The 22,277-nt window shown below is 60.8% G+C and carries 19 protein-coding genes and 2 pseudogenes; 4 read left to right on the plus strand and 17 right to left on the minus strand.

What is annotated here, in order from left to right; genetic code table 11:
• Positions 1-6: 6 nt before the first annotated feature.
• The 6 genes from cysW to ygiD all read right to left on the minus strand — a co-directional run bounded on the left by cysW (position 7) and on the right by ygiD (position 5,094).
• Positions 7-987, minus strand: a complete 981-nt coding sequence (gene cysW, locus IEX16_RS15745; RefSeq protein WP_229676388.1) for a sulfate ABC transporter permease subunit CysW — start codon at positions 985-987, stop codon at positions 7-9.
• Complete coding sequence (cysT, locus tag IEX16_RS15750) at positions 984-1,859, minus strand: sulfate ABC transporter permease subunit CysT (RefSeq protein ID WP_188709437.1); 876 nt, start codon at positions 1,857-1,859, stop codon at positions 984-986. Before cysT ends, cysW begins: the two co-directional genes overlap by 4 nt.
• A gap of 3 nt (positions 1,860-1,862) precedes the next feature.
• Positions 1,863-2,855, minus strand: a complete 993-nt coding sequence (locus IEX16_RS15755) for a sulfate ABC transporter substrate-binding protein (protein WP_188709438.1) — start codon at positions 2,853-2,855, stop codon at positions 1,863-1,865.
• Positions 2,852-3,433: an RBBP9/YdeN family alpha/beta hydrolase gene (locus tag IEX16_RS15760; RefSeq protein WP_188709439.1), complete on the minus strand. Its 582-nt coding sequence runs from the start codon at positions 3,431-3,433 to the stop codon at positions 2,852-2,854. The genes IEX16_RS15755 and IEX16_RS15760 overlap by 4 nt, the downstream gene beginning before the upstream one ends.
• Positions 3,434-3,697: 264 nt before the next feature.
• The gene (locus tag IEX16_RS15765) at positions 3,698-4,066 is read right to left on the minus strand and encodes a nuclear transport factor 2 family protein (RefSeq protein ID WP_188709440.1); all 369 of its coding nucleotides are present in this window, start codon (positions 4,064-4,066) and stop codon (positions 3,698-3,700) included.
• Between the two features lie 173 nt (positions 4,067-4,239).
• Positions 4,240-5,094: a 4,5-DOPA-extradiol-dioxygenase gene (ygiD, locus tag IEX16_RS15770; RefSeq protein WP_188709441.1), complete on the minus strand. Its 855-nt coding sequence runs from the start codon at positions 5,092-5,094 to the stop codon at positions 4,240-4,242.
• 174 nt (positions 5,095-5,268) lie between these two features.
• Here ygiD and IEX16_RS15775 point away from each other — a divergent pair, with 174 nt between their 5' ends.
• The 4 genes and pseudogenes from IEX16_RS15775 to IEX16_RS20260 all read left to right on the plus strand — a co-directional run.
• Positions 5,269-6,651: a polyhydroxyalkanoate depolymerase gene (locus IEX16_RS15775; RefSeq protein WP_188709442.1), complete on the plus strand. Its 1,383-nt coding sequence runs from the start codon at positions 5,269-5,271 to the stop codon at positions 6,649-6,651.
• Between the two features lie 11 nt (positions 6,652-6,662).
• Positions 6,663-7,304, plus strand: coding sequence for an RnfABCDGE type electron transport complex subunit B (locus IEX16_RS15780; RefSeq protein ID WP_188709443.1), 642 nt, complete (start codon positions 6,663-6,665; stop codon positions 7,302-7,304).
• 153 nt (positions 7,305-7,457) lie between these two features.
• Positions 7,458-7,811: a hypothetical protein gene (locus IEX16_RS15785; RefSeq protein WP_188709444.1), complete on the plus strand. Its 354-nt coding sequence runs from the start codon at positions 7,458-7,460 to the stop codon at positions 7,809-7,811.
• A gap of 354 nt (positions 7,812-8,165) precedes the next feature.
• Positions 8,166-8,516 (plus strand): annotated as a pseudogene (locus tag IEX16_RS20260) (histidine kinase dimerization/phospho-acceptor domain-containing protein); the annotation flags it as partial.
• Between the two features lie 207 nt (positions 8,517-8,723).
• Here the strand turns inward: IEX16_RS20260 and IEX16_RS15795 are convergent.
• From IEX16_RS15795 to scpA, 11 genes and pseudogenes are all read right to left on the minus strand, one after another.
• A complete protein-coding gene (locus IEX16_RS15795; protein ID WP_188709505.1) occupies positions 8,724-9,164 on the minus strand; it encodes a CBS domain-containing protein in 441 nt (146 codons plus the stop codon).
• A 25-nt stretch (positions 9,165-9,189) separates the two neighbouring features.
• Entirely contained in the window at positions 9,190-10,245 is a 1,056-nt protein-coding gene (locus IEX16_RS15800; RefSeq protein WP_188709445.1) for a 2-oxoacid:ferredoxin oxidoreductase subunit beta, read from the minus strand.
• The gene (locus IEX16_RS15805) at positions 10,242-12,089 is read right to left on the minus strand and encodes a 2-oxoacid:acceptor oxidoreductase subunit alpha (RefSeq protein WP_188709446.1); all 1,848 of its coding nucleotides are present in this window, start codon (positions 12,087-12,089) and stop codon (positions 10,242-10,244) included. Before IEX16_RS15805 ends, IEX16_RS15800 begins: the two co-directional genes overlap by 4 nt.
• Positions 12,086-13,924 (minus strand): FAD-dependent oxidoreductase, encoded by a 1,839-nt coding sequence (locus tag IEX16_RS15810; RefSeq protein ID WP_188709447.1) that lies wholly within the window; start codon positions 13,922-13,924, stop codon positions 12,086-12,088. Before IEX16_RS15810 ends, IEX16_RS15805 begins: the two co-directional genes overlap by 4 nt.
• A 118-nt stretch (positions 13,925-14,042) precedes the next feature.
• The gene (locus IEX16_RS15815) at positions 14,043-14,543 is read right to left on the minus strand and encodes a VOC family protein (protein ID WP_188709448.1); all 501 of its coding nucleotides are present in this window, start codon (positions 14,541-14,543) and stop codon (positions 14,043-14,045) included.
• On the minus strand, positions 14,540-14,821 hold the full coding sequence (locus IEX16_RS15820; protein ID WP_188709449.1) for a cupin domain-containing protein: 282 nt from the start codon (positions 14,819-14,821) through the stop codon (positions 14,540-14,542). The genes IEX16_RS15815 and IEX16_RS15820 overlap by 4 nt, the downstream gene beginning before the upstream one ends.
• A 15-nt stretch (positions 14,822-14,836) precedes the next feature.
• Positions 14,837-16,885, minus strand: a complete 2,049-nt coding sequence (locus tag IEX16_RS15825; protein ID WP_188709450.1) for an acetyl-CoA carboxylase biotin carboxylase subunit — start codon at positions 16,883-16,885, stop codon at positions 14,837-14,839.
• 117 nt (positions 16,886-17,002) lie between these two features.
• Complete coding sequence (locus tag IEX16_RS15830; protein ID WP_188709451.1) at positions 17,003-18,535, minus strand: acyl-CoA carboxylase subunit beta; 1,533 nt, start codon at positions 18,533-18,535, stop codon at positions 17,003-17,005.
• Positions 18,536-18,558: 23 nt separating this feature from the next.
• Entirely contained in the window at positions 18,559-19,578 is a 1,020-nt protein-coding gene (meaB, locus tag IEX16_RS15835; RefSeq protein WP_229676395.1) for a methylmalonyl Co-A mutase-associated GTPase MeaB, read from the minus strand.
• A 168-nt stretch (positions 19,579-19,746) separates the two neighbouring features.
• Positions 19,747-19,956 (minus strand): annotated as a pseudogene (locus IEX16_RS20100) (GIY-YIG nuclease family protein); the annotation flags it as partial.
• Between the two features lie 112 nt (positions 19,957-20,068).
• Positions 20,069-22,237, minus strand: coding sequence for a methylmalonyl-CoA mutase (scpA, locus tag IEX16_RS15840; protein WP_188709453.1), 2,169 nt, complete (start codon positions 22,235-22,237; stop codon positions 20,069-20,071).
• Between the last annotated feature and the right edge of the window lie 40 nt (positions 22,238-22,277).

The raw sequence follows: 22,277 nt of genomic DNA on the forward strand, positions 1-22,277 counted from the left end.
TTGTGTTCAGGTCGCGCCGGCGGTGGCGGCGGCTGGCGGCCGTTCGGGTGGCAGCTCGGCGGCGGCTTTGAGCTCCTGCTCGGCGCGCCATTCAGCCACCGACTTGATCAGCAGCGTCACCAGGGCCAGCAAGGCCAGCAGCGAGGCCACCGCAAAAGCAGCCACCGACTGGTATTCGTTGTACAAAATTTCCACATGCAGCGGCAAGGTGTTGGTCTGCCCGCGGATGTGGCCGGACACCACCGACACCGCGCCGAACTCGCCCATGGCCCGCGCATTGGTCAGAATCACGCCATACAGCAGGCCCCACTTAATGTTGGGCAGGGTCACATGCCAGAAGGTCTGCCAGCCGGTGGCGCCCAGCACAATCGCGGCCTGCTCTTCCTCGCTGCCCTGGGCCTGCATCAACGGGATCAGCTCGCGCGCGATGAAGGGAAAGGTCACGAACACGGTGGCCAGCACAATGCCTGGCACCGCAAAAATCACCTTGATGTCGTTGGCTGCCAGCCAGGGGCCGAACCAGCCCTGGGCGCCGAAAACCAGCACATACATCAGTCCCGCCACCACCGGCGAGACCGAAAACGGCAGGTCCACCAGGGTCGTCAAAAACGATTTTCCGCGGAACTCGTACTTTGCGATCGCCCAGGCGGCCGAGACGCCGAACACCAGGTTTAGCGGAACGGCAATCGCGGCGGCAATCAGCGTGAGCTGGATGGCGGACCAGGCGTCGGGTTCCTTCAAGGCGGCAAGGTAGGCGCCAAAGCCCTTGCGCAGCGCTTCGGTGAACACGGCGGCCAGCGGCAGCACCAGAAACAGCAACACAAAGACCAGCGCAACGGTGATCAGGGTGTAGCGCACCCACGGCGACTCGGTGGTGCTCGCGCGAGCAGCTGCCGTGCGCCGCGAAGGGCCGCCCCGAGCAAGCACAGCCCCCTCGGGGGGCAGGGAGGACACGCCAGTGCCGAGCGTGGGGGTCGGTGGGGTCATGCGGGTGCTCCCGCATTACGCCGCTGCCAGGCCTGCAGGCCATTGATGACCAACAGCAGCACAAAGGAAATCACCAGCATCACCACGGCCACCGCGGTGGCGCCGGCGTAGTCGTATTGCTCCAGCTTGCCGATGATGATCAGAGGCGTGATTTCGGAGATCATGGGCATGTTGCCAGCGATAAAAATAACCGAACCGTATTCACCGATGGCACGCGCAAAGGCCATGGCAAAGCCGGTCAGCAGCGCCGGCGTGATGTGCGGCAGGATTACCTTGGTGAAAATTTGCAGACGGGTCGCGCCGAGAGAAGTCGCGGCTTCTTCGAGCTCTTTCTCCGCGTCTTCCAGCACCGGCTGCACCGTGCGCACCACAAACGGCAGGCCGATGAAGATCAGGGCGATCACCACGCCGGCCGGCGTGAAGGCCAGCTTGATGCCCAGGGGTTCGAGGTACTGGCCGATCCAGCCGTTGCCGGCCAGGATGGCGGTCAGCGAGATGCCAGCCACCGCAGTCGGCAACGCAAACGGCAAATCAACCAGTGCATCAACGATTTTTTTGCCCGGAAATTTGTAGCGCACCAGCACCCAGGCCAGCAGCAAACCAAACACCAGGTTGACCACCGCGGCGAACAGCGAAGCGCCAAAGGTCAGGCGGTAGGACGCCATGACACGCGGCGAGGTCACCGCCGTCACGAATTGATCCCATGTCAGCGAGAAGGTCTTGAACAGCAGCGCCGACAGCGGGATCAGCACGATGATGCTGAGGTAGAACAGCGTGTAGCCCAGCGTGAGGCCAAAGCCCGGCAGCACCTTTTTCGAGGTACGCCGGACCGGCACCGCAGCAAGCGGCGCCGCTGAAACAATTGCGGCCATGTTTTAACGAACGGTGTAGAGCTTGTCGAACTGGCCGCCGTCGTTGAAGTGAATCTTCTGCGCTTCACCGAGCGAGCCGAAATAGTCCTTGACCGTAAAGAGCTGTACCGGCTTGAAGACGTTCGAGTACTTTTTGAGCACAGCCGGCGAACGCGGACGGATCGCATGTTTGGCCGCAATTTCCTGGCCTTCGTCCGAATACAGGTAGTTCAGGTAGGCCTTGGCGAGCTCGCCTGAGCCCTTCTTGGCGGCAGTGCGTTCGACCACGGCGACCGGATTTTCAGCCACGATACTGGCCGACGGATACACCGCATCGACCTTGCCTTCACCGAATTCGCGGTTTACTGACAGGACTTCCGATTCAAAGGTGATCAGCACATCACCGGTGTTGCGCTGCAAAAAGATGGAGGTCGCGTCGCGGCCACCCTTGGCCAGGATGGGAACATTTTTGTAGAGCTTGCCTACAAATTCTGCGGCCTGCGCATCGCTGCCACCGCTTTTGCGCACCGAACCCCAGGCCGCCAGGTAGGCCATGCGTCCGTTGCCGCCAGTCTTGGGGTTGACCACAATCACCTGCACACCGGGCTTGACGAGGTCGGCCCAGTCCTTGATGCCCTTGGGGTTGCCGTTGCGCACCAGGAACACCATGGTCGAGGTGGTGGGCGATGCGTCGTTGGGGAAGCGTTTGGTCCAGTCGTTGGCCACCAGGCCCTTCTCGGCCAGGAACTCGATGTCGGTGGTGGTGTTCATGGTCACCACGTCGGCATCCAAACCGTCGGCTACCGATCGCGCCACCGCGCTGGAGCCTGCATGCGACTGGTCGATCTTGATGTCCTTGCCGGTGGTCTTCTTGTAGTTGGCGATGAAGGCCGCGTTGTAGTCCTTGTAGAACTCGCGCGCCACGTCATACGAGCCATTGAGCAAGGTTTGGGCGGAGGCCAGGCCGCCGCTGGCCAGAGCGATGAAAGCGAGGGCGAGTTTGATTTTGGTGGTCATACAGTTTCCAGGGGAACAGGGGGAGAAAAAAAAGGGGAATGCAGGCGGGAGGCGACATCCAGGTCACCGGCCAGCGACTGCAACAGGGCCACGCCCAGCGGCCATTCGCCGTGGCCCGATTCGATATTGATGTGGCCACCGTCCTGGATGCGCACGAACTCGCTGCCCCAGGCCCGCGCATACGCCCCCGCCAGACGCACCGGGCAACAGGGGTCGTTGCTGCTGGCCACCAGCACGCTGCGGTAAGGCAGCTTCTGATAGGGCACGGGCGCAAAGTCGCACAGGATGGAGCGCCGTTCGGGGTCGGCCGGCGCGACCAGCAAGGCGCCATGAACCGCGGCGCTGGCCTCGACCGGCAGATGCGCGGTGGCGATGCAGCCCAGGCTGTGCGCCACGATGACCACCGGCTCACGCTGCAACAGGATGGTCTGCGCCAGTGTGGCGACCCAGGCCTTGCGGCTGGGCGTGATCCAGTCTTCTTGCTTGACGCGCACGGGATTGTCCAGCCGCCCGGCCCACAGGCTTTGCCAGTGGCCGGGGCCAGAGTCGCGCCAGCCGGGAACGATGATGAAACGCACTTTGCCGACCGATCTTCAAGGCCGGGGCGAGTTATTGCTGGATGAGAGGCTTTTCATGGTGACTCCTGTGCATGCATATTCGAAAAATGCATTTTGGGGAGTCATCGTTAAAACTCAAAAGAATATATCGTTCTAAATTTATGCTCTACAGCGCATATAGCCAAAACACGGGCTGAGTTTGGCGCGATTGATGGGAAGAATTGGCATCCAGCCCAACCCAGACGGGCGCAATCAGCTCATGAATTGATAGCAAATCAGAAGCATCTACTCCGCAACAGCAGCCACAGGGTCGTAGAAAAAGCGTTCTTCAACGATTTGTTCGCCTTCCCAACGCTGGTGCGCCAGTTCATCGATACGCATGGTTTTGCCCGAATGCCGGGTGAACTCAAACACCCAGTGAATCACGACGAAGTCGCCATCGACCAGAAACGATTCGACCGGCAAGGTGCGCATGGCGCGGCAGGCCGCGATCACGGCGCGCTCGTAAGTGACCAGCGTGTCCCGGCCACGGCGTGGCGGCTGACTGTTTTCCTGCATGCTGGCGTCGGGCGCATAAAACTGTTCAATGGCTTCAACGTAGTGGCCCTGCTCCACCATGGCGATGAAGGCTTGTACGGTTTGGCGGCTTGGCATGGTGTAAAGGTCCTAGTGCGGTGTTGGATGCTTGATGGAACAAATAAAAATGATGGGTTTTGGGTCAGGGCAAGGCGCAAACCACAGCGATACCCCCGGTATCGCGCGGATTTACAACGCGGCCCTGGCGCAAAAGACGCGTTTTTATGATCCAGATAGCGTGCAACACTGCATTAGCCCCAGACCACGGACCGCATGGAGATCGAACCGAGCTGGAAATTGGTGTTGAAAAATTGCGACTGCTCGCCCCCATCAACCGCACCGGCCGCATACAGCAGCGGCAGGTAATGCTCATGCGTGGGGTGGGCCATTTTGGCAAGTTGGCCCAGCTTCAGAAAGTTCTGCAGTGCGTTCAGGTTTCCCTGCTGCAGATGGCCCCCCGTGGTCTGGTCGAACTCCAGCGCCCAGTCGTAGGCCTGGTTGCCAGCGGCGCCGCGCTGGGCCTGGCGCAGGTTGTGCACGATGTTGCCGCTGCCGACAATCAAGACGCCGCGCTCGCGCAGGCCCTTGAGCTGCCTGGCCAGCGCATAGTGTTCTTCGGGCGCGCGGCTGTAGTCCATGCTGAGCTGCATCACCGGGATGGTGGCGCCAGGGAACATCGGCTTGAGCACTGACCAGGTGCCATGGTCCAGCCCCCACTCGGTTTCGTCCAGGCCCAGAGGCGCGGAACCGCGCTGCCGCAGCTGATGGCTGAGGGCGCGCGCGGCGACCGCATCACCGGGCGCGGGGTACTGCTGGTCGAACAGTTCCTGCGGAAAGCCGCCAAAGTCGTGAATGGTTTTTGGCTGGTCCATTGCCGTCAGCCACCAGCCTTCGGTCAGCCAATGTGCAGAAATGCACAGAATCAGCTGAGGTGGCGGGTATTTGGCGCCGAACTGCGCGCCCAGCGCCTGCCAGCTGCGACTGTATTCGTTGTCGCCGATGGCGTTCATCGGGCTGCCGTGTCCGACAAACAACACCGGCATGCGGTCAGATTTTTTCAGTGAACCCCAGGGGTCCTGCGGCGCAGCGCCGCTTATCTCGGTCATAAACAATCCAGTTGCACGGCAAGTTTCCAGTAAGTATCCGCAGAAGGCGAAAAAACAAGGGCTGGGGCACGCCAGAACACCCAGCTTTATTGGTGTTTGCCCTCCATTCATTGATAAGCGTACCTGTTATTATTTGCTGCACTGCAACATACCTCGTTGCCAAAGGTCTCCCGCATGCTTTACCAAGTCTATGAAACCCAGCGCTCCCTGATGGAGCCCTTTGTCGACTTCGCGCAGGCCGCCGCCAAAATCTACAGCAGCCCAGGTTCGCCCTTCGGCCAGAACCCGCTGGCCCAGCGCATTTCCGCCGGCTACAGCCTGATTTACCGGCTGGGCAAGGATTACGAAAAACCACAGTTCGGCATCACTACGGTGGATGTGGACGGCACCAACATCGCGATCCATGAACGGATTGAGCTCGACAAGCCTTTTTGCGAGTTGCGCCGTTTCAAGCGTTTCACCGACGATCCGGCCACGCTGACCAAACTCAAGGGTCAGCCCGCCGTGCTGATCGTGGCGCCGCTGTCCGGCCACTACGCCACCTTGCTGCGCGACACCGTGCGCACCATGCTGAAAGACCACAAGGTCTACATCACCGACTGGAAAAACGCCCGCATCGTGCCGCTGTCTGACGGCTCCTTCTCGCTCGACGACTACGTCAACTATGTGCAGGAGTTCATCGGCCACCTGCAAGGCATCTACGGCAACTGTCATGTCATCAGCGTTTGCCAGCCGACCGTGCCGGTGCTGGCCGCCGTCTCGCTGATGGCCAGCCGGGGCGAAACCACACCGCTGTCCATGACCATGATGGGTGGACCGATCGACGCGCGCAAGTCCCCGACGGCGGTCAACAACCTGGCCACCACCAAGGGTTATGAGTGGTTTGAGAACAATGTGATTTACAAGGTGCCCGGCAACTTCCCCGGCGCCGGCCGCCGCGTTTACCCCGGCTTTCTGCAGCACACCGGCTTCGTCGCGATGAACCCGGACCGCCATGCCACCAGCCACTACGACTACTTCAAGGACCTGCTCAAGGGCGACGACGCGAGCACCGAAGCGCACACCAAGTTCTACGACGAGTACAACGCCGTGCTGGACATGGACGCCGACTACTACCTGGATACCATCAAGACCGTGTTCCAGGAGTTCAAGCTGGTCAACGGCACCTGGAACGTGAAGTCCATCACCGGTCAGCTTGAACGCGTACGGCCCGAGGACATCACTACCACGGCCCACTTCACGGTTGAAGGCGAGCTCGACGACATCTCCGGCTCCGGCCAGACGGAAGCTGCCCACGGCCTGTGCCACAACGTTCCCAAGGCACGCCAGAAACACCTGGAAGTCAAAGGGGCGGGTCACTACGGCATCTTCAGCGGCCGCCGCTGGCGCGACATCGTTTATCCGCAGGTCAAGGCCTTCATTCTTGAGCACAATGAGCCTGTAGCCCTTGCCGGACGTGCAAAAGCAGCTCCTAAAAAAATAGCAAAACCGGCAACCCGCAGCAGCCCGGTGACTACGCCACGCGCTGCTGCGAAAAAATCCGTCACCAAAAAGTAAGCGGCCATGCCGTGGACGTGCTTGCCGAACGCATCAACGCAGCGCTGCCGCAAACCCAGTGCACACGCTGCGGCTACCCGGACTGCGCGGCCTACGCACAGGCCATCAGCGGCGCTGGGGCTGACATCAACCAATGTCCGCCGGGCGGTGCTGAAGGCATAAGCCGACTGGCGGTCATCACCGGCCGGCCTTCGCTGCCGCTGAACCCCGACAACGGCAGCGAAGGCCCGCGCCACCTGGCCGTTATCGACGAAAACTGGTGCATAGGCTGCACGCTATGCCTGGACGCCTGCCCGACCGACGCCATCGTCGGCAGCAACAAAGTCATGCACACCGTGATTGAACCGTATTGCACCGGCTGCGAGTTGTGTATTCCGGTCTGCCCTGTCGATTGCATCAGCCTCGAAAACGTCACCATAGAGCGCACGGGATGGGCGGCCTGGTCGCCGGCCGATGCTGCCCAGGCCCGAAATCGCTATGAAATTCATAGCTTGCGGCGCACGCCGCACAAGGGACAGGTGCCAAAATCACTTGATAAATCGGAAGATTTGCCAGACATAGAAGGTGAAAGCCCTGACCCGCAAGCCACACGCAAACGCAGCCTGATAGCAGCCGCCCTTGCCCGCGCCCGTACACTGCGGGACGATCGTTGACACCCCGAATCCGGAGCACTCATTGACCCCTGCCAGCCCGTCAGCCTAGCCCCTGGCTCCTGATACGGGCAGCTGTGCTCCAGCCGGCGCGGCGGTTGATGGACCGGCTGTCCTACCCGCGCAAATTCCTGCTTATCTTCCTGCTGTTCGCCGGTGCCGAAGGACGAGTTCCACAGCAAGCTCCAGGACGACATTAGCGCGCTGGTGGCGCTGGTGGGCGACAGTTCCAACCTGATCCTTGACCCTGATCTGGACGCTTACTACATGATGGAAGGTGTCTTGCTCAAGCTGCCGGACGCGGCCGACCTGATGCTCAAGGCCCGCCTGTTGACGCAGGCCCAGGGCCCGGCTGCATCACGTGCCGCCCGGAACACTGACCTGATCCGCCTGAGCGGCCTGATCGAGTCCAACCTCCCCCGCACCCGTTATGGCGCAGAAACCGCTTTCAAAAGCGAGAAAACCGGCCAGCTCAGGCTGCGCCTGTCCGACGCCATGCAGACCTACTAGCTGGCAACCCGGGAGGCGATTGCCGCGCTGCGCGGGCTCACCGCATCCGGCGGTTCTCCCGCTGCAGTGGACACGGCCGGCCAATTGCTGGCACGCGCCCAGTCGGCCAACTACATGCTCTGGCAACGCTAAGCGGCCGAGCTGGACACCTTGCTGGGGTCACGCATACAGGGCCTGCAGCAACGTGTATTGATCGTGGTGCTGTCTGTCACCGCCCTGGTGCTGGCGGTGCTTTACCTGTTGCTGGCGTTTTATGCCGGTGTGATGCGCACCGTCACGCGCCTGCGCGAGGCGTCAGAGGGCATGCTGGGGGACGGGGCCAGTTCACCGGTGCTGCTCGATACCCACGGCGAGATGAGCGAAGTGGTGCTGGCCTTCAACCGCGTGGCCCAGCGCCTGCGCACCGAAAAACTGCAGGCCGACAACGAAAGCCAGCGGGCCCGCGCCGCCGAGGAAGAGTTGCTGGCGCGCGAGTCCGAGCTGGTGCGAGCGCGTGAAGTCGCCGAAGAAGCGGTGCGCGCCAAGGCGGCGTTTCTGGCCACCATGAGCCATGAGATACGCACGCCGCTCAACGGTGTGGTCGGCATGAGCGCGCTGCTGGCAGAAACCTCGCTGGACGCAGAGCAGCTCGACTTCCTGCAAACCATACGCCTGTCGAGTGACCAGTTGCTGGGCGTGATCAACGACATCCTGGATTTCTCCAAGATTGAATCGGGCCGCTTTGACCTCAGTTGCAGCACTGCTGGGACGGCACGCGCCAGCAGCTGCAGGCCTGGCAGAAGGATTTACCGGCAGAAACCGTCTGAGTGGCGGCGCAGACTGTTGTGGTGCCAGTTCGGAACTGATATTGATTTTATAGCTGCTTACGCAAGCCCGTATGGGCTGATCGCCGATATGTTTGCAAAAAAATATCTAACCGAGCGCATCATTGACCGAGTCACGAAACTCGGCCAGGCTCACGGCGCTGTCAATCTCGCGGGGCAAGGCATCGCGGATCGAAAAGACGCCCAGGATTTTTCCGGCTGCCGAGACAATCGGCAAATGCCGAAAGCCGCGCTCCAGCAAAATCAGCACAGCGTCCGACACGGTCATCTCGGGCAGCACACATTGGGGATGGGGCGTCATCACCTCCGACACCGGCGTGGCCTCGGCTTTCAGGGCTTTGGCCAGTACCCGGGTCATCAGGTCGCGCTCGGTCAGGATGCCCAGCATCACACCAGCGCCGTCGATGATCAGCACGCTACCGCAGTTGCCCTTGGTCATGACACAGGCCGCATCCCAGACACTGGCCTGCGGCGGCAGGCTGACCACATGCCGGTGCGGGATGGATTGAAAAACGGTACGTTCAGACATGATTGCCCTCCGGTCCAGATAAAAACTAACGCAGCGATGTGTTGAGCTTGTCCAGCACCCGCGCCCCAGGACACAGCTGCGCCGCGCCCAGCTGGTTCAACGGCGTGTCGCTGGTATTCAGTGCCACATGCAAATCGGTGACCAGCGGATCGACGTAGAGCAGCCCGGTTACCACCTCGCCCCGCGCCTGGTGCGCATTCATGTAGCTCAGGGCGGCATAACGGTCGGTTGGGTCGTAATCCGACTGCAACTTGCGAAAGCGCAGGCTGGAGCCGTCGTGCTGCACCACCTCAATCATCTCACCGGGGGCGTAACTGGTGGTGATTTCGTCTCGCTCGGTAATGAAGTCAATGCGGCTCACCGATTCGTTGTGCTCGCGCACATAGTCATAACTCTTGGTGCTGCCCGCATGGTTGTTGAAGGCCACGCAGGGGCTGATGATGTCGATGAAGGCCGCGCCACCATGGCCAATGGCGCCTTTGATCAACGGCACCAGCTGCGCCTTGTCGCCCGAAAAACTGCGCGCCACATAACTGGCACCAAGTTGCAGCGCGAGCGCCACCAGATCGACTGGGCTGTCGCTGTTAACCACGCCTTTTTTGCTTTTGGACCCCTGGTCGGCAGTCGCTGAAAACTGCCCTTTGGTCAGGCCGTACACGCCGTTGTTCTCGACGATGTACACCATGTTGACGCCGCGCCGCATCGCATGGGCAAACTGACCCAAGCCAATTGACGCGGAATCACCGTCGCCCGACACACCGAGGTAAAGCAACTCATGGTTGGCCAGATTGGCGCCCGTCAGCACCGAGGGCATGCGGCCGTGGACCGTGTTGAAACCGTGTGATGCGCCCAGAAAATAATCCGGCGTTTTGGAGCTGCAGCCAATGCCCGAAAGTTTGGCGACGCGGTGCGGCGCAATGTCAAGCTCCCAACAAGCCTGGATGATGGCCGCCGAGATCGAGTCGTGCCCGCAGCCAGCGCACAAGGTTGAGATTTTTCCCTCGTAGTCGCGCCGGGTGTAGCCCACCTTGTTGGCGGTCAGCGAGGGGTGGTGCAATTTTGGTTTGGTTAGGTAAGTCAAAACACACGCTCCTTGCTTTCGCGTTGTGGGCTCATTACCCCATGCTGAACATGCGCGGTGATGACCTGGGTGATGAAACGAGCCGTGATTGGCGTCCCGTCAAAATGCAACACCCGCACAAGCCGCGCCGGGTTCACATCCAGTTCATTGACCAGCAGGCTGCGCATCTGTCCATCGCGATTTTGCTCGACCACAAACACCTCGTCGTGTTCAGCCAGGAATTGCACGACGCTGGAGGGGAACGGAAACGCGCGTAGCCGCAGCGCGTCAAGATGAATGCCGGCCTCCGTCAGCACATCCAGCGCCTCATTCATGGCGGGGCTGGTAGAACCAAAGTAAATCACACCGAGCCGGGTCTTTTGCGCTGCGGGTCGCAGTACCGGCTGCGGCACCAGGGTGGCGGCCGTGGCAAATTTCTTCAGCAGCCGTTCCACGTTGTAAATGTAGTCCGGACCGCGTTCCGAATATTGCGCGTAAGCATTGCGTGTGGTGCCACGCGTGAAATAACTGCCTTTGGTCGGGTGCGTGCCGGGCAAAGTGCGCCAGGGGATGCCGTCCCCATCCACATCCTTGTAGCGGCCAAAATCCTTGCCGGCTTCCAGCTCTTCTGCGCTCATCACCTTGCCGCGGTCATAGCTGCGGCTGTCGTCCCAGTTGAAGGGCTGGCACAGCCGCTGATTCATGCCGATATCGAGGTCGGACATGACAAACACCGGCGTTTGCAGCCGGTCAGCCAGGTCCAGCGCCGCTGCGGCATGTTCAAAACATTCGTGGGGATCTTCCGGCAACAGCAGCACATGCTTGGTATCGCCATGCGAAGCGTAAGCGCAGGAGATCAGGTCGGCCTGCTGGGTGCGCGTTGGCATGCCGGTCGATGGTCCGCCTCGCTGCACGTTGATGATGGTGACCGGAATCTCGGCAAAGTAGGCCAGGCCAAGGAACTCGGTCATCAGCGACACGCCTGGACCCGAGGTGGCGGTGAAAGCGCGCGCCCCATTCCAGCCGGCGCCAACCACCATGCCGATGGAAGCAAGTTCGTCTTCTGCTTGCACGATGGCGTAATTGTGCCTGCCGGTTTCAGTATCAACCCGGTACTTGGCGCAGTAAGACTGGAAAGCCTCAGCCACGGAAGAAGATGGCGTGATCGGGTACCAGGCGGCCACGGTGGCGCCGCCGTAAACACAGCCAAGCGCCGCCGCACTGTTGCCGTCCACAAAAATTTTGTCGCCCACCTGGTTGCTGCGCTGTACGCGTATGCCCAGTGGCGACTGCAGGTGTTCCTTTGCAAAATCGCGCCCGAGATGCAAAGCCTGCACATTCGACGCCAGCAGCTTTTCCTTGCCCTTGTACTGCTCGCTGAACAGCTTCTCGAGGACCTCGGGCTCTATTTCCAGCAGCACCGACAGAGCGCCCACATACACAATGTTCTTGAACAGCTGTCGCTGGCGCGGATCGGTGTAAACCGCGTTGCAAATTTCGGTCAACGGCATGCCGATGACGTGGATGTCATCGCGGAACTTCGAAGGTGGCAGGGGTCGGGTGCTGTCATAAAACAGGTAGCCCCCGGGCTCCAGCTCGGCCACATCGGCGTCCCAGGTCTGTGGGTTCATCGCCACCATCATGTCAATGCCGCCGCGCCGGCCCTGGTACCCCCTGTCGCAGACACGGGCCTCGTACCAGGTCGGCAAGCCCTGGATGTTGCTGGGAAAAATGTTGCGCGGGCTGACCGGCACCCCCATGCGCAAAATGGCCTTGGCAAACAGCTCGTTGGCGGAGGCCGAGCCCGAACCATTGACGTTGGCGAACTTGATAACGAAGTTGTTGACGGCTTCAATGCGTTTCATGCTGAAACTCCTCCGGCGCGAACCGCAGGCTTAACAGCATCACGGCAAGCCGGCCCGGCCTGCGTCGTCTCCAGTAAAAACTTCTGCATGTCCCAGGCACCGGTCGGGCAACGCTCTGCACACAGGCCGCAGTGCAGACAGACGTCTTCGTCCTTGACCATCACCCGTCCAGTTTTGAGCGCACCGGACACATACAGGTCCTGGGCCAGATTGAGAGCAGGCGCTTTCAGGTGGGTGCGGAGCACCGGCTCCTCGTCATTGGCGGTGAAGCTGATGCAGTCCATCGGGCAGATGTCCACACAGGCATCACACTCGATGCAGGCCGGCTCTGCAAACACAGTTTGCACATCGCAGTTCAGGCAGCGCCCGGCTTCCTTGAAAGCCGTTGCCGCGTCAAAACCGAGTTCCACCTCCACCCGGATATTGGCCAGCGCCACCTCGGCCTTGGCCCAGGGCACCTTGAAACGAAGGTCGTTCGAGGTGTCGTTGTCGTAGCTCCACTCATGAATGCCCATCTTGGTGGACATCAGGTTGGTCATCGGGTCGGGCCGGCGGGCCATGTCTTCACCATGCAAAAAGCGGTCGATCGATACCGCGGCCTCATGCCCGTGCGCCACCGCCGTGATGATGTTTTTTGGCCCGAAGGCCGAGTCGCCACCAAAAAACACCTGGGGCAAGCTGGACTGGAATGTCTGCTTGTCGAGCACCGGCAGGCCCCACTCGTCAAATTGAATGCCGCTGCCCGGCTCAATCCACGGAAAAGCGTTCTCCTGCCCGACAGCGATCAAGACCGCATCACAGGCCACCAGCACGTCGGCCTCGCCAGTGGCGACCAGGCTGCGTTTGCCTTTGGCGTCATACATCGCCTTGACCACTTCGAAAGTCATGCCAGTGAGCTTGCCGCCGCTGTGTTCAAACGACTTGGGCACATGGAAGTTCAGGAAGGGAATGCCTTCATGCTGGGCGTCTTCCTTCTCCCACGGCGAGGCCTTCATCTCGTCAAAGCCGCTGCGCACAATCACTTTCACATCGGTACCACCGAGGCGCCGCGCTGAGCGGCAGCAGTCCATCGCGGTGTTGCCACCGCCCAGCACAATCACACGCTTGCCTATGCTGGTGGTGTGCCCAAACGACACCGAGGCCAGCCAGTCAATGCCGATGTGAATGTTGTCGCTGATCTCCTGGCGGCCCGGCAGTTGCAGGTCGCGGCCGCGCGGCGCGCCGCAACCGACAAACACCGCGTCATAAGCCTCGGACAGCAGGCCCTGCATGGACTCAATGCGCTGGCCGCTTTTGAACTGCACACCCAGGTCCAGGATGTAGCCGGTTTCCTCATCGATCACCGACTCGGGCAAGCGGAACCGCGGAATCTGCGTGCGGATAAAACCACCCGCCTTGGCTTCGCCATCAAACACCGTGACCTCATAACCGAGCGGCGCCAGGTCACGCGCCACGGTCAAGGAGGCCGGGCCGGCACCGACGCAGGCGATCCGCTTGCCGTTTTTGGGCGCCACCTTGGGCATGCGCAGGCTGACATCGTTTTTCATGTCGGCTGCCACGCGCTTCAGGCGGCAGATCGCAACCGGTTCCGGCAGCTCACCGTTGTTTTCTTCCACCCGGCTGCGGCGGCAGGCCGGCTCACAGGGCCGGTCGCAGGTTCGCCCCAGAATGCCGGGAAACACATTCGACACCCAGTTGACCATGTAGGCGTCGGTATAACGACCCTGGCCAATCAGGCGTATGTATTCGGGAACGGGGGTGTGGGCCGGACAGGCCCATTGGCAATCAACGACCTTGTGGAAATAGGACGGATTGTCTACGTTGGTTGGCTGCAAGCGCTCTCTCCTTTGCCCCTCGGACCGTGCGAATGCGGCCAAGCGGTCAGGCCAGTTTACGCCCGGCATGCGGGCAAACGCTCTCGGGTGAATCCCTCAGTCTGCCCGCCACCTGGCCTCAGGACGCAGCCGCTGGCAGCCGGGCAAAGGCAGCCACCACCTCGGGCGGCGCCTGCACCAGCTCGATCAGCACACCTTCCCCTGCAATCGGAAACGCCTCATTGGCCTTGGGGTGCAGAAAACAGATGTCAAAGCCGGCAGCGCCCTGGCGCACTCCACCGGGGGCGAAGCGCACGCCTTGCTGCGTCAACCACTCCACCGCGCGGGGCAGGTCGTCGATCCACAAACCAACGTGGTTCAGCGGGGTCTGGTGCACCGCCGGTTTTTTCTCCGGATCGATGGGCTGCATAAGATCGACCTCGACCTTGAAGGGCCCGCTGCCAATGGCGCAAATGTCTTCATCGACGTTTTCACGCTCGCTGCGGAAAGTGCCCGTGACTTCCAGCCCCAGCATCTCGACCCAGAGTTTTTGCAGGCGCTGTTTGTCAGTGCCGCCGATGGCGATCTGCTGGATACCCAGCACCTTGAAAGGCCTGTCCGGTTGAGGCAACCGGGTCATGCCTGAGTCACTGGCCGGCGGCCCGACAGGTAGCTCACACCCTGCGGGCCCGCAGCTTCCAGGTGGGGCGTACCCGCTGGCAAGCGGAACACCTCACCCACACCGTAGCGTGAAGACACGCCATCGACCACCAGCGTGATGTCGCCCGCCGTGACAAATGGGCAAGCGTCAAATGGATGCTGATGCTCGCCCATCGCGTAACCGACGGGGCGGTCAATAGCGACGGCAGGCTCAAAACCCCCTGCTTTGAGTTCGTCGTGAAATTCCTGCGTATTCATGGTCGTGTCCCTGTCCTAAACAAATTCCACAATAGGCTGATCAACCGTCAGTGAATCACCCTTGCCGGCAAGCACTTTACCGACTACCCCGTCGGCAATCGCAAAAAGCACATTTTCCATCTTCATGGCCTCTATCACCGCCACACGTTCTCCGGCCTGTACTTTCTGCCCCGGCTGAACCGCCACCTCGACCAGCAGACCGGGCATGGGAGACAGTACAAACCGGCTCATGTCCGGCGGCGCCTTGTAGGGCATCAGTGCATGCAGCTCAGCCGCACGCGGCGACAGCACCAGCGCGTCCAGACGCGTGCCGTTGTGGGCGATACGGATGGCCAGCGGGTTCTTGCCCACACCACGTTCAACTTGCGCGGCAAACGGTTGCCCATTAACCGTGCCCCGGATGCGCGCACCCCCCAAGTGCCACCCGCTACAAATTTCATAGCTGCCCGTGCCCGTCTCTACCCGGCTGGAGCCAGATTGGGCTTGATACTCTCGCACAGTAGCCGGCTGCGAGGTGTTCTTTCCGCCAGCGCCCAGATTGATCACCACAAAGGCTTCACCCACGGTCACACCGTGTCCCGGCATCTGGCCGCTGATACCGGCAGCACGGCCCAGCAGGCGGCGGTTCACATAGGCGGCCAGGGCAATCAGGAAGTCCGGGTCGCCATGCGGCACGTCTTCGGCATGGAAACCGTGGCTGTAATTCTCGGCAATAAAACCGGTGTTGAAGTCCCCCGCCACAAATTTCGGATGCGCCAGCAAGGCCGCCTGAAACGGGATGTTGCTGCTGATGCCGCGGATCACAAAGGCATTGAGCGCCTCGCGCATTTTGGCAATCGCATCAAGACGGTCCTTGCCGTGCACGATGAGTTTGGCAATCATGGAGTCGTAAAACATCGGTATCTCGCCACCGTCCTGCACGCCGGTATCGATCCGCACACCCATCAGGTTCTCGGTGTCAGCCGCAAACATCGTTTCCTTCGGCGGCTGGAAACGCACCAGCCGGCCGGTGGACGGCAGGAAGCTGCGAAACGGGTCTTCGGCATTGATGCGGCACTCGATGGCCCAGCCATTGCGCTGCACGTCTTTCTGCGCCAGCGGCAGCTTTTCGCCGGCGGCCACGCGAATCATCAGCTCCACCAGGTCCAGGCCGGTGATGCATTCGGTCACCGGGTGCTCCACCTGAAGGCGGGTGTTCATTTCAAGAAAATAAAAACTCTGGTCCTTGCCGACCACAAACTCCACTGTGCCAGCGCTTTCGTATTTGACAGCCTTGGCCAGTGCCACCGCCTGCTCGCCCATGGCTTTGCGCGTGGCATCACTGATGAACGGGCTTGGCGCTTCTTCAATGACCTTCTGGTGCCGGCGCTGGATCGAGCATTCACGTTCGTTGAGATAAATCACGTTGCCATGGCTGTCGCCCAGCAACTGGATCTCGATGTGGCGCGGCTCTTCGACAAACTTTTCAATGAAGACGCGGTCGTCACCGAAACTGTTGCGCGCCTCGTTGCGGCAGGAGGTGAAGCCTTCGAAGGCTTCCTTGTCATTGACAGCAACTCTTAAACCCTTGCCGCCACCACCGGCGCTGGCCTTGATCATCACCGGGTAACCGATGCCCTTGGCAATTTCGACCGCCTTTTCGGCCGTTTCAATCGCGTCATTGACGCCGGGAATGCAGTTGACGCCCGCCGCACCGGCCAGCTTCTTGGACTCGATCTTGTCACCCATGGCGGCAATCGAATAATGCTTGGGACCGATGAAAACAATGCCCTCTTCTTCCACACGCTTGGCAAAGCCGGCGTTCTCGCTGAGGAAGCCGTAACCCGGATGCACCGCCTGCGCGCCGGTTTGTTTGCATGCGGCAATGATCTTGTCGGCCTGCAGATAACTGTCACGGCTGGGCGCAGGGCCGATGTGCACGGCTTCGTCGGCCAGTTCCACATGGCGCGCATCCGTGTCCGCGTCCGAATACACGGCGACGGTCTTGATGCCCATCTTGCGGGCGGTCAGGATGACGCGGCAGGCGATTTCACCCCGATTCGCTATCAGGATTTTTTCAAACATAAGCGTAGTTCCATGACTTGTTTTCAAGCGGAGGCCGCGGAAACGGCTTTGCCGAGCCGCAGGCGCCGCCCCGGAGGGGGATCTGACTCGCGCGTTGTGAGCCGAGAAGGGGGGAACTCATAAGGGAATATTCCCGTGTTTGCGCCACGGGTTCTCCAGCTTCTTGTCTTTGAGCATCACCAGCGACCGGCAAATCCGCTTGCGGGTTTCGTGCGGCAGGATCACGTCGTCAATAAAACCGCGTGCGCCGGCGACAAAGGGGTTGGCAAAACGCGCCTTGTATTCAGCTTCCTTGGCGGCGAGCTTGACCGGGTCGCCCTTGTCTTCGCGGAAGATGATCTCGACCGCGCCCTTGGCCCCCATCACCGCGATTTCGGCATTTGGCCAGGCGAAGTTGACATCGCCGCGCAAATGTTTGGAGCTCATCACGTCGTAAGCGCCGCCGTAGGCCTTGCGCGTGATGACTGTGATTTTCGGCACGGTGCATTCGGCGTACGCGTAGAGCAGCTTGGCGCCGTGTTTGATGATGCCGCCATACTCCTGGCTGGTGCCCGGCATGAAGCCGGGCACATCGACAAAGGTGATCACCGGGATGTTGAAGGCATCACAAAAGCGCACAAAACGCGCGGCTTTGATGCTGCTCTTGATGTCCAGGCAACCGGCCAGCACCAGCGGCTGGTTTGCAACAATGCCGACACTCTGGCCTTCCATGCGGGCAAAACCGATGATGATGTTCTTCGCATACTCGGGCTGAATCTCGAAGAAGTCGCCGTCGTCCGCCGTCTTGGTAATCAGCTCCTTCATGTCGTAAGGCTTGTTGGGGTTCTCTGGCACCAGCGTGTCCAGGCTGAGGTCCATGCGGGCCGCCGGGTCGGCGCTGGGCCGTATTGGGGCTTTTTCGCGGTTGTTCAGCGGCAGATAGTTGTAGAGCCGGCGCAGCATCAGCAGCGCTTCCACATCGTTTTCAAACGCCAGGTCGGCGACGCCGCTGCGCGTGGTGTGGGTGGTGGCGCCGCCGAGTTCCTCGGCCGTCACTTCTTCATGCGTCACGGTTTTCACGACTTCCGGGCCGGTGACAAACATGTAGCTGCTGTCCTTGACCATGAAAATGAAGTCGGTCATGGCCGGTGAATACACGGCGCCGCCGGCGCAGGGGCCCATGACCATGCTGATCTGCGGCACCACACCCGAAGCCATCACGTTGCGCTGAAACACATCGGCATATCCGCCCAGCGACGCCACACCTTCCTGGATGCGCGCGCCTCCCGAATCATTGAGCCCAATCACCGGCGCGCCGACCTTCATGGCCTGGTCCATCACCTTGCAGATTTTTTCGGCATGCGCCTCGCTGAGCGCGCCACCGAACACGGTGAAATCCTGGCTAAACACAAACACCAGCCGGCCGTTGATCATGCCGTAGCCGGTCACCACGCCGTCGCCGGGCGGCCGGTTGTTCTCCATGCCGAAGTCGGTACAGCGGTGCTCGACAAACATGTCCCACTCTTCAAAGGTGCCTTCATCGAGCAGCAGTTCAAGCCGCTCGCGCGCCGTCAGTTTGCCTTTTCCGTGTTGCGCATCAATGCGCTTTTGCCCGCCGCCGAGACGGGCAGCGGCACGCTTGTCTTCCAGTTGTTCAAGAATGTCCTGCATGGTATGTTTTCTCTCTATGCTACTTATTTGATAGCTGCTTGCGCCCGTCCCGCATGGGCGGAAAGCAGATTTCGTGCTGCAGTGGAGGCCGGGATGCGGCCTTCGGCCACGTCGGCTAGCAGCGCCGGCAACAAGGCACTGACCGCCGGGTCCTGACGGAAGGCCAGCTTGAGCGCAGCGTCGATGCGCTCCCACATCCAGGCCAGCGACTGCTGTTGACGCCGGGCGGCCAGCCGGCCATTGCTGGTCTGTATCGTTCTGAACTGCGTCACCGCCGTCCAGAAAGCATCGACACCGGTGTTGTGCAGCGCGCTAAGCTGAAGCACCTGCGGGTGCCACTGCCTGTCAAATTCGGCAGCCTGCGCGCTGCCCATGGCGTTGTTGACCAGGCCGAACAGGCGCATGGCCGAGGAAATTTGCGCCTGCGCCCGCATCGCAGCATCGGCATCGATGTCGGCCTTGTTGATAATGACCAGGTCAGCCAGCTCCATCACGCCCTTTTTGATCGCCTGCAGGTCGTCGCCAGCGTTAGGTAGTTGCATCAGCACAAACATGTCGGTCATGTTGGCGACAGCGGTTTCGCTCTGGCCGACACCCACAGTTTCGACGATCACGATGTCATACCCCGCAGCTTCGCAGACCAGCATGGCTTCACGCGTTTTTTCGGCGACGCCGCCCAGGGTGCCGCTGGACGGGCTGGGGCGGATGTAGGCGCGTTCATGCACCGACAGCTGCTCCATCCGTGTCTTGTCGCCGAGGATGGAGCCGCCCGAGACACTCGACGAAGGGTCGATAGTCAGCACGGCCACGCGGTGTCCCTGCACGATCAGGTACAAGCCCAGCACTTCAATGAAAGTCGATTTACCGACACCCGGCACACCGCTGATGCCGAGGCGAAAGGCTTTGCCGGTGAGCGGCAGCAAGGCAGTCAGCAATTCGTCGCCCTGGGCGCGGTGGTCGGCGCGTGTGGATTCGAGCAGGGTAATGGCTTTGGCGATGGCGCGGCGCTGCGTGGCGGCGTCTTCACCGAGAATGCCTTGCAGCGCCCCATCCGTTCGCCCTGAGCCTGTCGAAGGGCTTGTCTCACTTACCTGGGTGCCCTGAATGTGCGGAAAGGCTTCGACAGGCTCAGCCCGAACGGTAGAAGCAGATCGTGCAAGTACCTTGATCTCGTCCCAATCACCTCGAATCAGCGCCTCCTTCTTCGCACGCGACCAGCCCTTGATTTGTTGCTCGAACGCGATCGCCCCCTCGCGCGTTTCGAACTCGCCTTGCCAAACCAGTTCAACGGGTTTGCGCGTCGACGTGTAGCCGATATCGCCCGCGTAATGCTGTTGCATGCGGGCGTCGAGGTCGTCTGTTTGCCCGCCATAGTACGAACCATCGGCGCAACGCAGGAGATAAACGAAAAAGGGTTTCACGCGTTTATGTGGATGAAGGCTTCGACAAGCTTCCTTCGACTCCGCTCAGGACAGGCGGCTTCGACAAGCTCAGCCCGAACGGGATGTCGAGTTAGCGCGACTGAAGTCGGGCTCACTTCAGCGCAACCTTGATCTGCTCCAGCACATCCTTGGCACTGGCCGGAATCGGGGTACCGGGGCCGTAAATACCTTTGACGCCCGCTTCATAAAGCATCTCGTAGTCTTGCCGCGGGATCACACCACCGACAAACACGATGATGTCATCGGCGCCTTGTTTCTTGAGCTCTGCAATGATGGCTGGCACCAGGGTTTTGTGGCCAGCGGCCAGGGTTGAGACACCGACCGCGTGCACATCGTTTTCAATCGCCTGACGCGCGCATTCCTCGGGCGTCTGGAACAGTGGACCCATATCCACGTCGAAGCCCAGGTCGGCAAAAGCAGTGGCCACCACCTTGGCACCGCGGTCATGTCCGTCCTGGCCAAGTTTGGAAATCATCACGCGCGGACGTCGGCCCTCGGCTTCGGCAAAAGCATTGATTTCGGTCTTGAGGTTTTCCCAGCCCTCGGCCGAGTCATAAGCGGCTGCATACACACCGGTGACCTTCTGGGTATCGGCGCGGTGGCGCCCGTAGATTTTTTCCAGCGCATCACTGACCTCACCCACTGTCGCTCGCAGGCGCACCGCCTGGATGCTGAGGTCCAGCAGGTTGCCGTCGCCCTTTTCGGCAGCGGCCGTCAACGCGTCCAGTGCAGCCTGCACCGCCGCACTGTCACGGCTGGTACGGATCGCCTTCAGGCGCGCGATCTGTCCGTCGCGCACAGCCACATTGTCAATGTCACGGGTTTCAATCGCATCTTCGGTCTTCAGCTTGTACTTGTTGACGCCAACGATCACGTCTTTGCCGCTGTCAATACGCGCCTGCTTTTCGGCGGCTGCCGCCTCGATCTTGAGCTTGGCCCAGCCGCTGTCAACGGCTTTGGTCATGCCGCCCATGGCATCCACCTCAGCGATGATGGCCCAGGCCGCGTCGGCCATGTCCTGGGTCAGTTTTTCCATCATGTAGCTGCCGGCCCAGGGGTCAATCACATGCGGAATGTGTGTTTCTTCCTGAATGATGAGTTGGGTGTTGCGGGCGATGCGTGATGAGAACTCTGTCGGCAGCGCAATTGCTTCGTCAAAACTGTTGGTGTGCAGGCTTTGCGTACCGCCAAAAACCGCAGCCATGGCCTCGATGGTGGTACGCACTACGTTGTTGTAGGGGTCCTGTTCGGTCAGGCTCCAGCCGCTGGTCTGGCAGTGCGTGCGCAACATCAGGCTCTTCGGACTTTTGGCGTTGAACTCTTTCATGATGCGGCACCAGAGCAAGCGCGCGGCGCGCATCTTGGCCACTTCAAGATAGAAGTTCATGCCGATGGCCCAGAAAAAGCTCAGGCGCCCGGCAAATCCATCGACGTCCAGGCCCTTGGCAATGGCGGTTTTCACATATTCTTTTCCGTCAGCCAGCGTGAAGGCCAGTTCGAGCGCCTGATTCGCACCCGCTTCCTGCATGTGGTAGCCGGAGATGCTGATCGAATTGAACTTCGGCATGTGCTTTGCCGTGTATTCGATGATGTCGCCGATGATGCGGATGCTGGGCGCTGGCGGGTAAATATAGGTGTTGCGCACCATGAACTCTTTGAGGATGTCGTTCTGGATGGTGCCGCTGAGCTGGTCCTGCGCCACGCCTTGTTCTTCAGCCGCCACCACATAACCGGCGAGCACTGGCAGCACCGCGCCGTTCATGGTCATGGACACCGACACTTTGTCCAGCGGAATCTGGTCAAACAGGAGTTTCATGTCCTCGACGCTGTCAATCGCCACGCCGGCCTTGCCAACGTCGCCGGTGACGCGCGGGTGATCGCTGTCGTAGCCGCGGTGCGTCGCCAGGTCAAACGCCACCGACACGCCCTGCCCGCCAGCGGCCAAAGCCTTGCGGTAAAAGGCATTGGATTCTTCAGCCGTGGAAAAACCGGCGTACTGGCGGATGGTCCAGGGCCGCACTGCATACATGGTGGCCTGCGGGCCACGAATGAAGGGCTCAAAACCCGGCAGCGTATCGGTGTAAGGCAGGTCCTTGACGTCTTCAGCGGTGTACAGCGGCTTGACCGTGATGCCGTCCGGGGTTTGCCAGTTGAGCGCACCGAGATCGCCCCCCGGTGCGGACTTCGCTGCAGCTTGGGCCCAGGCCTCCAGGCTGACGGACGCAAATTCGGGTGAGAACGATGGTGTGGGAATGCTCATGGCGCGTGCTGGTAGCGTTTTCGGACAGATTTTGTGGATC

Origin of the sequence: Polaromonas eurypsychrophila (assembly GCF_014641715.1) — a bacterium.
Taxonomy (GTDB): domain Bacteria; phylum Pseudomonadota; class Gammaproteobacteria; order Burkholderiales; family Burkholderiaceae_C; genus Polaromonas; species Polaromonas eurypsychrophila.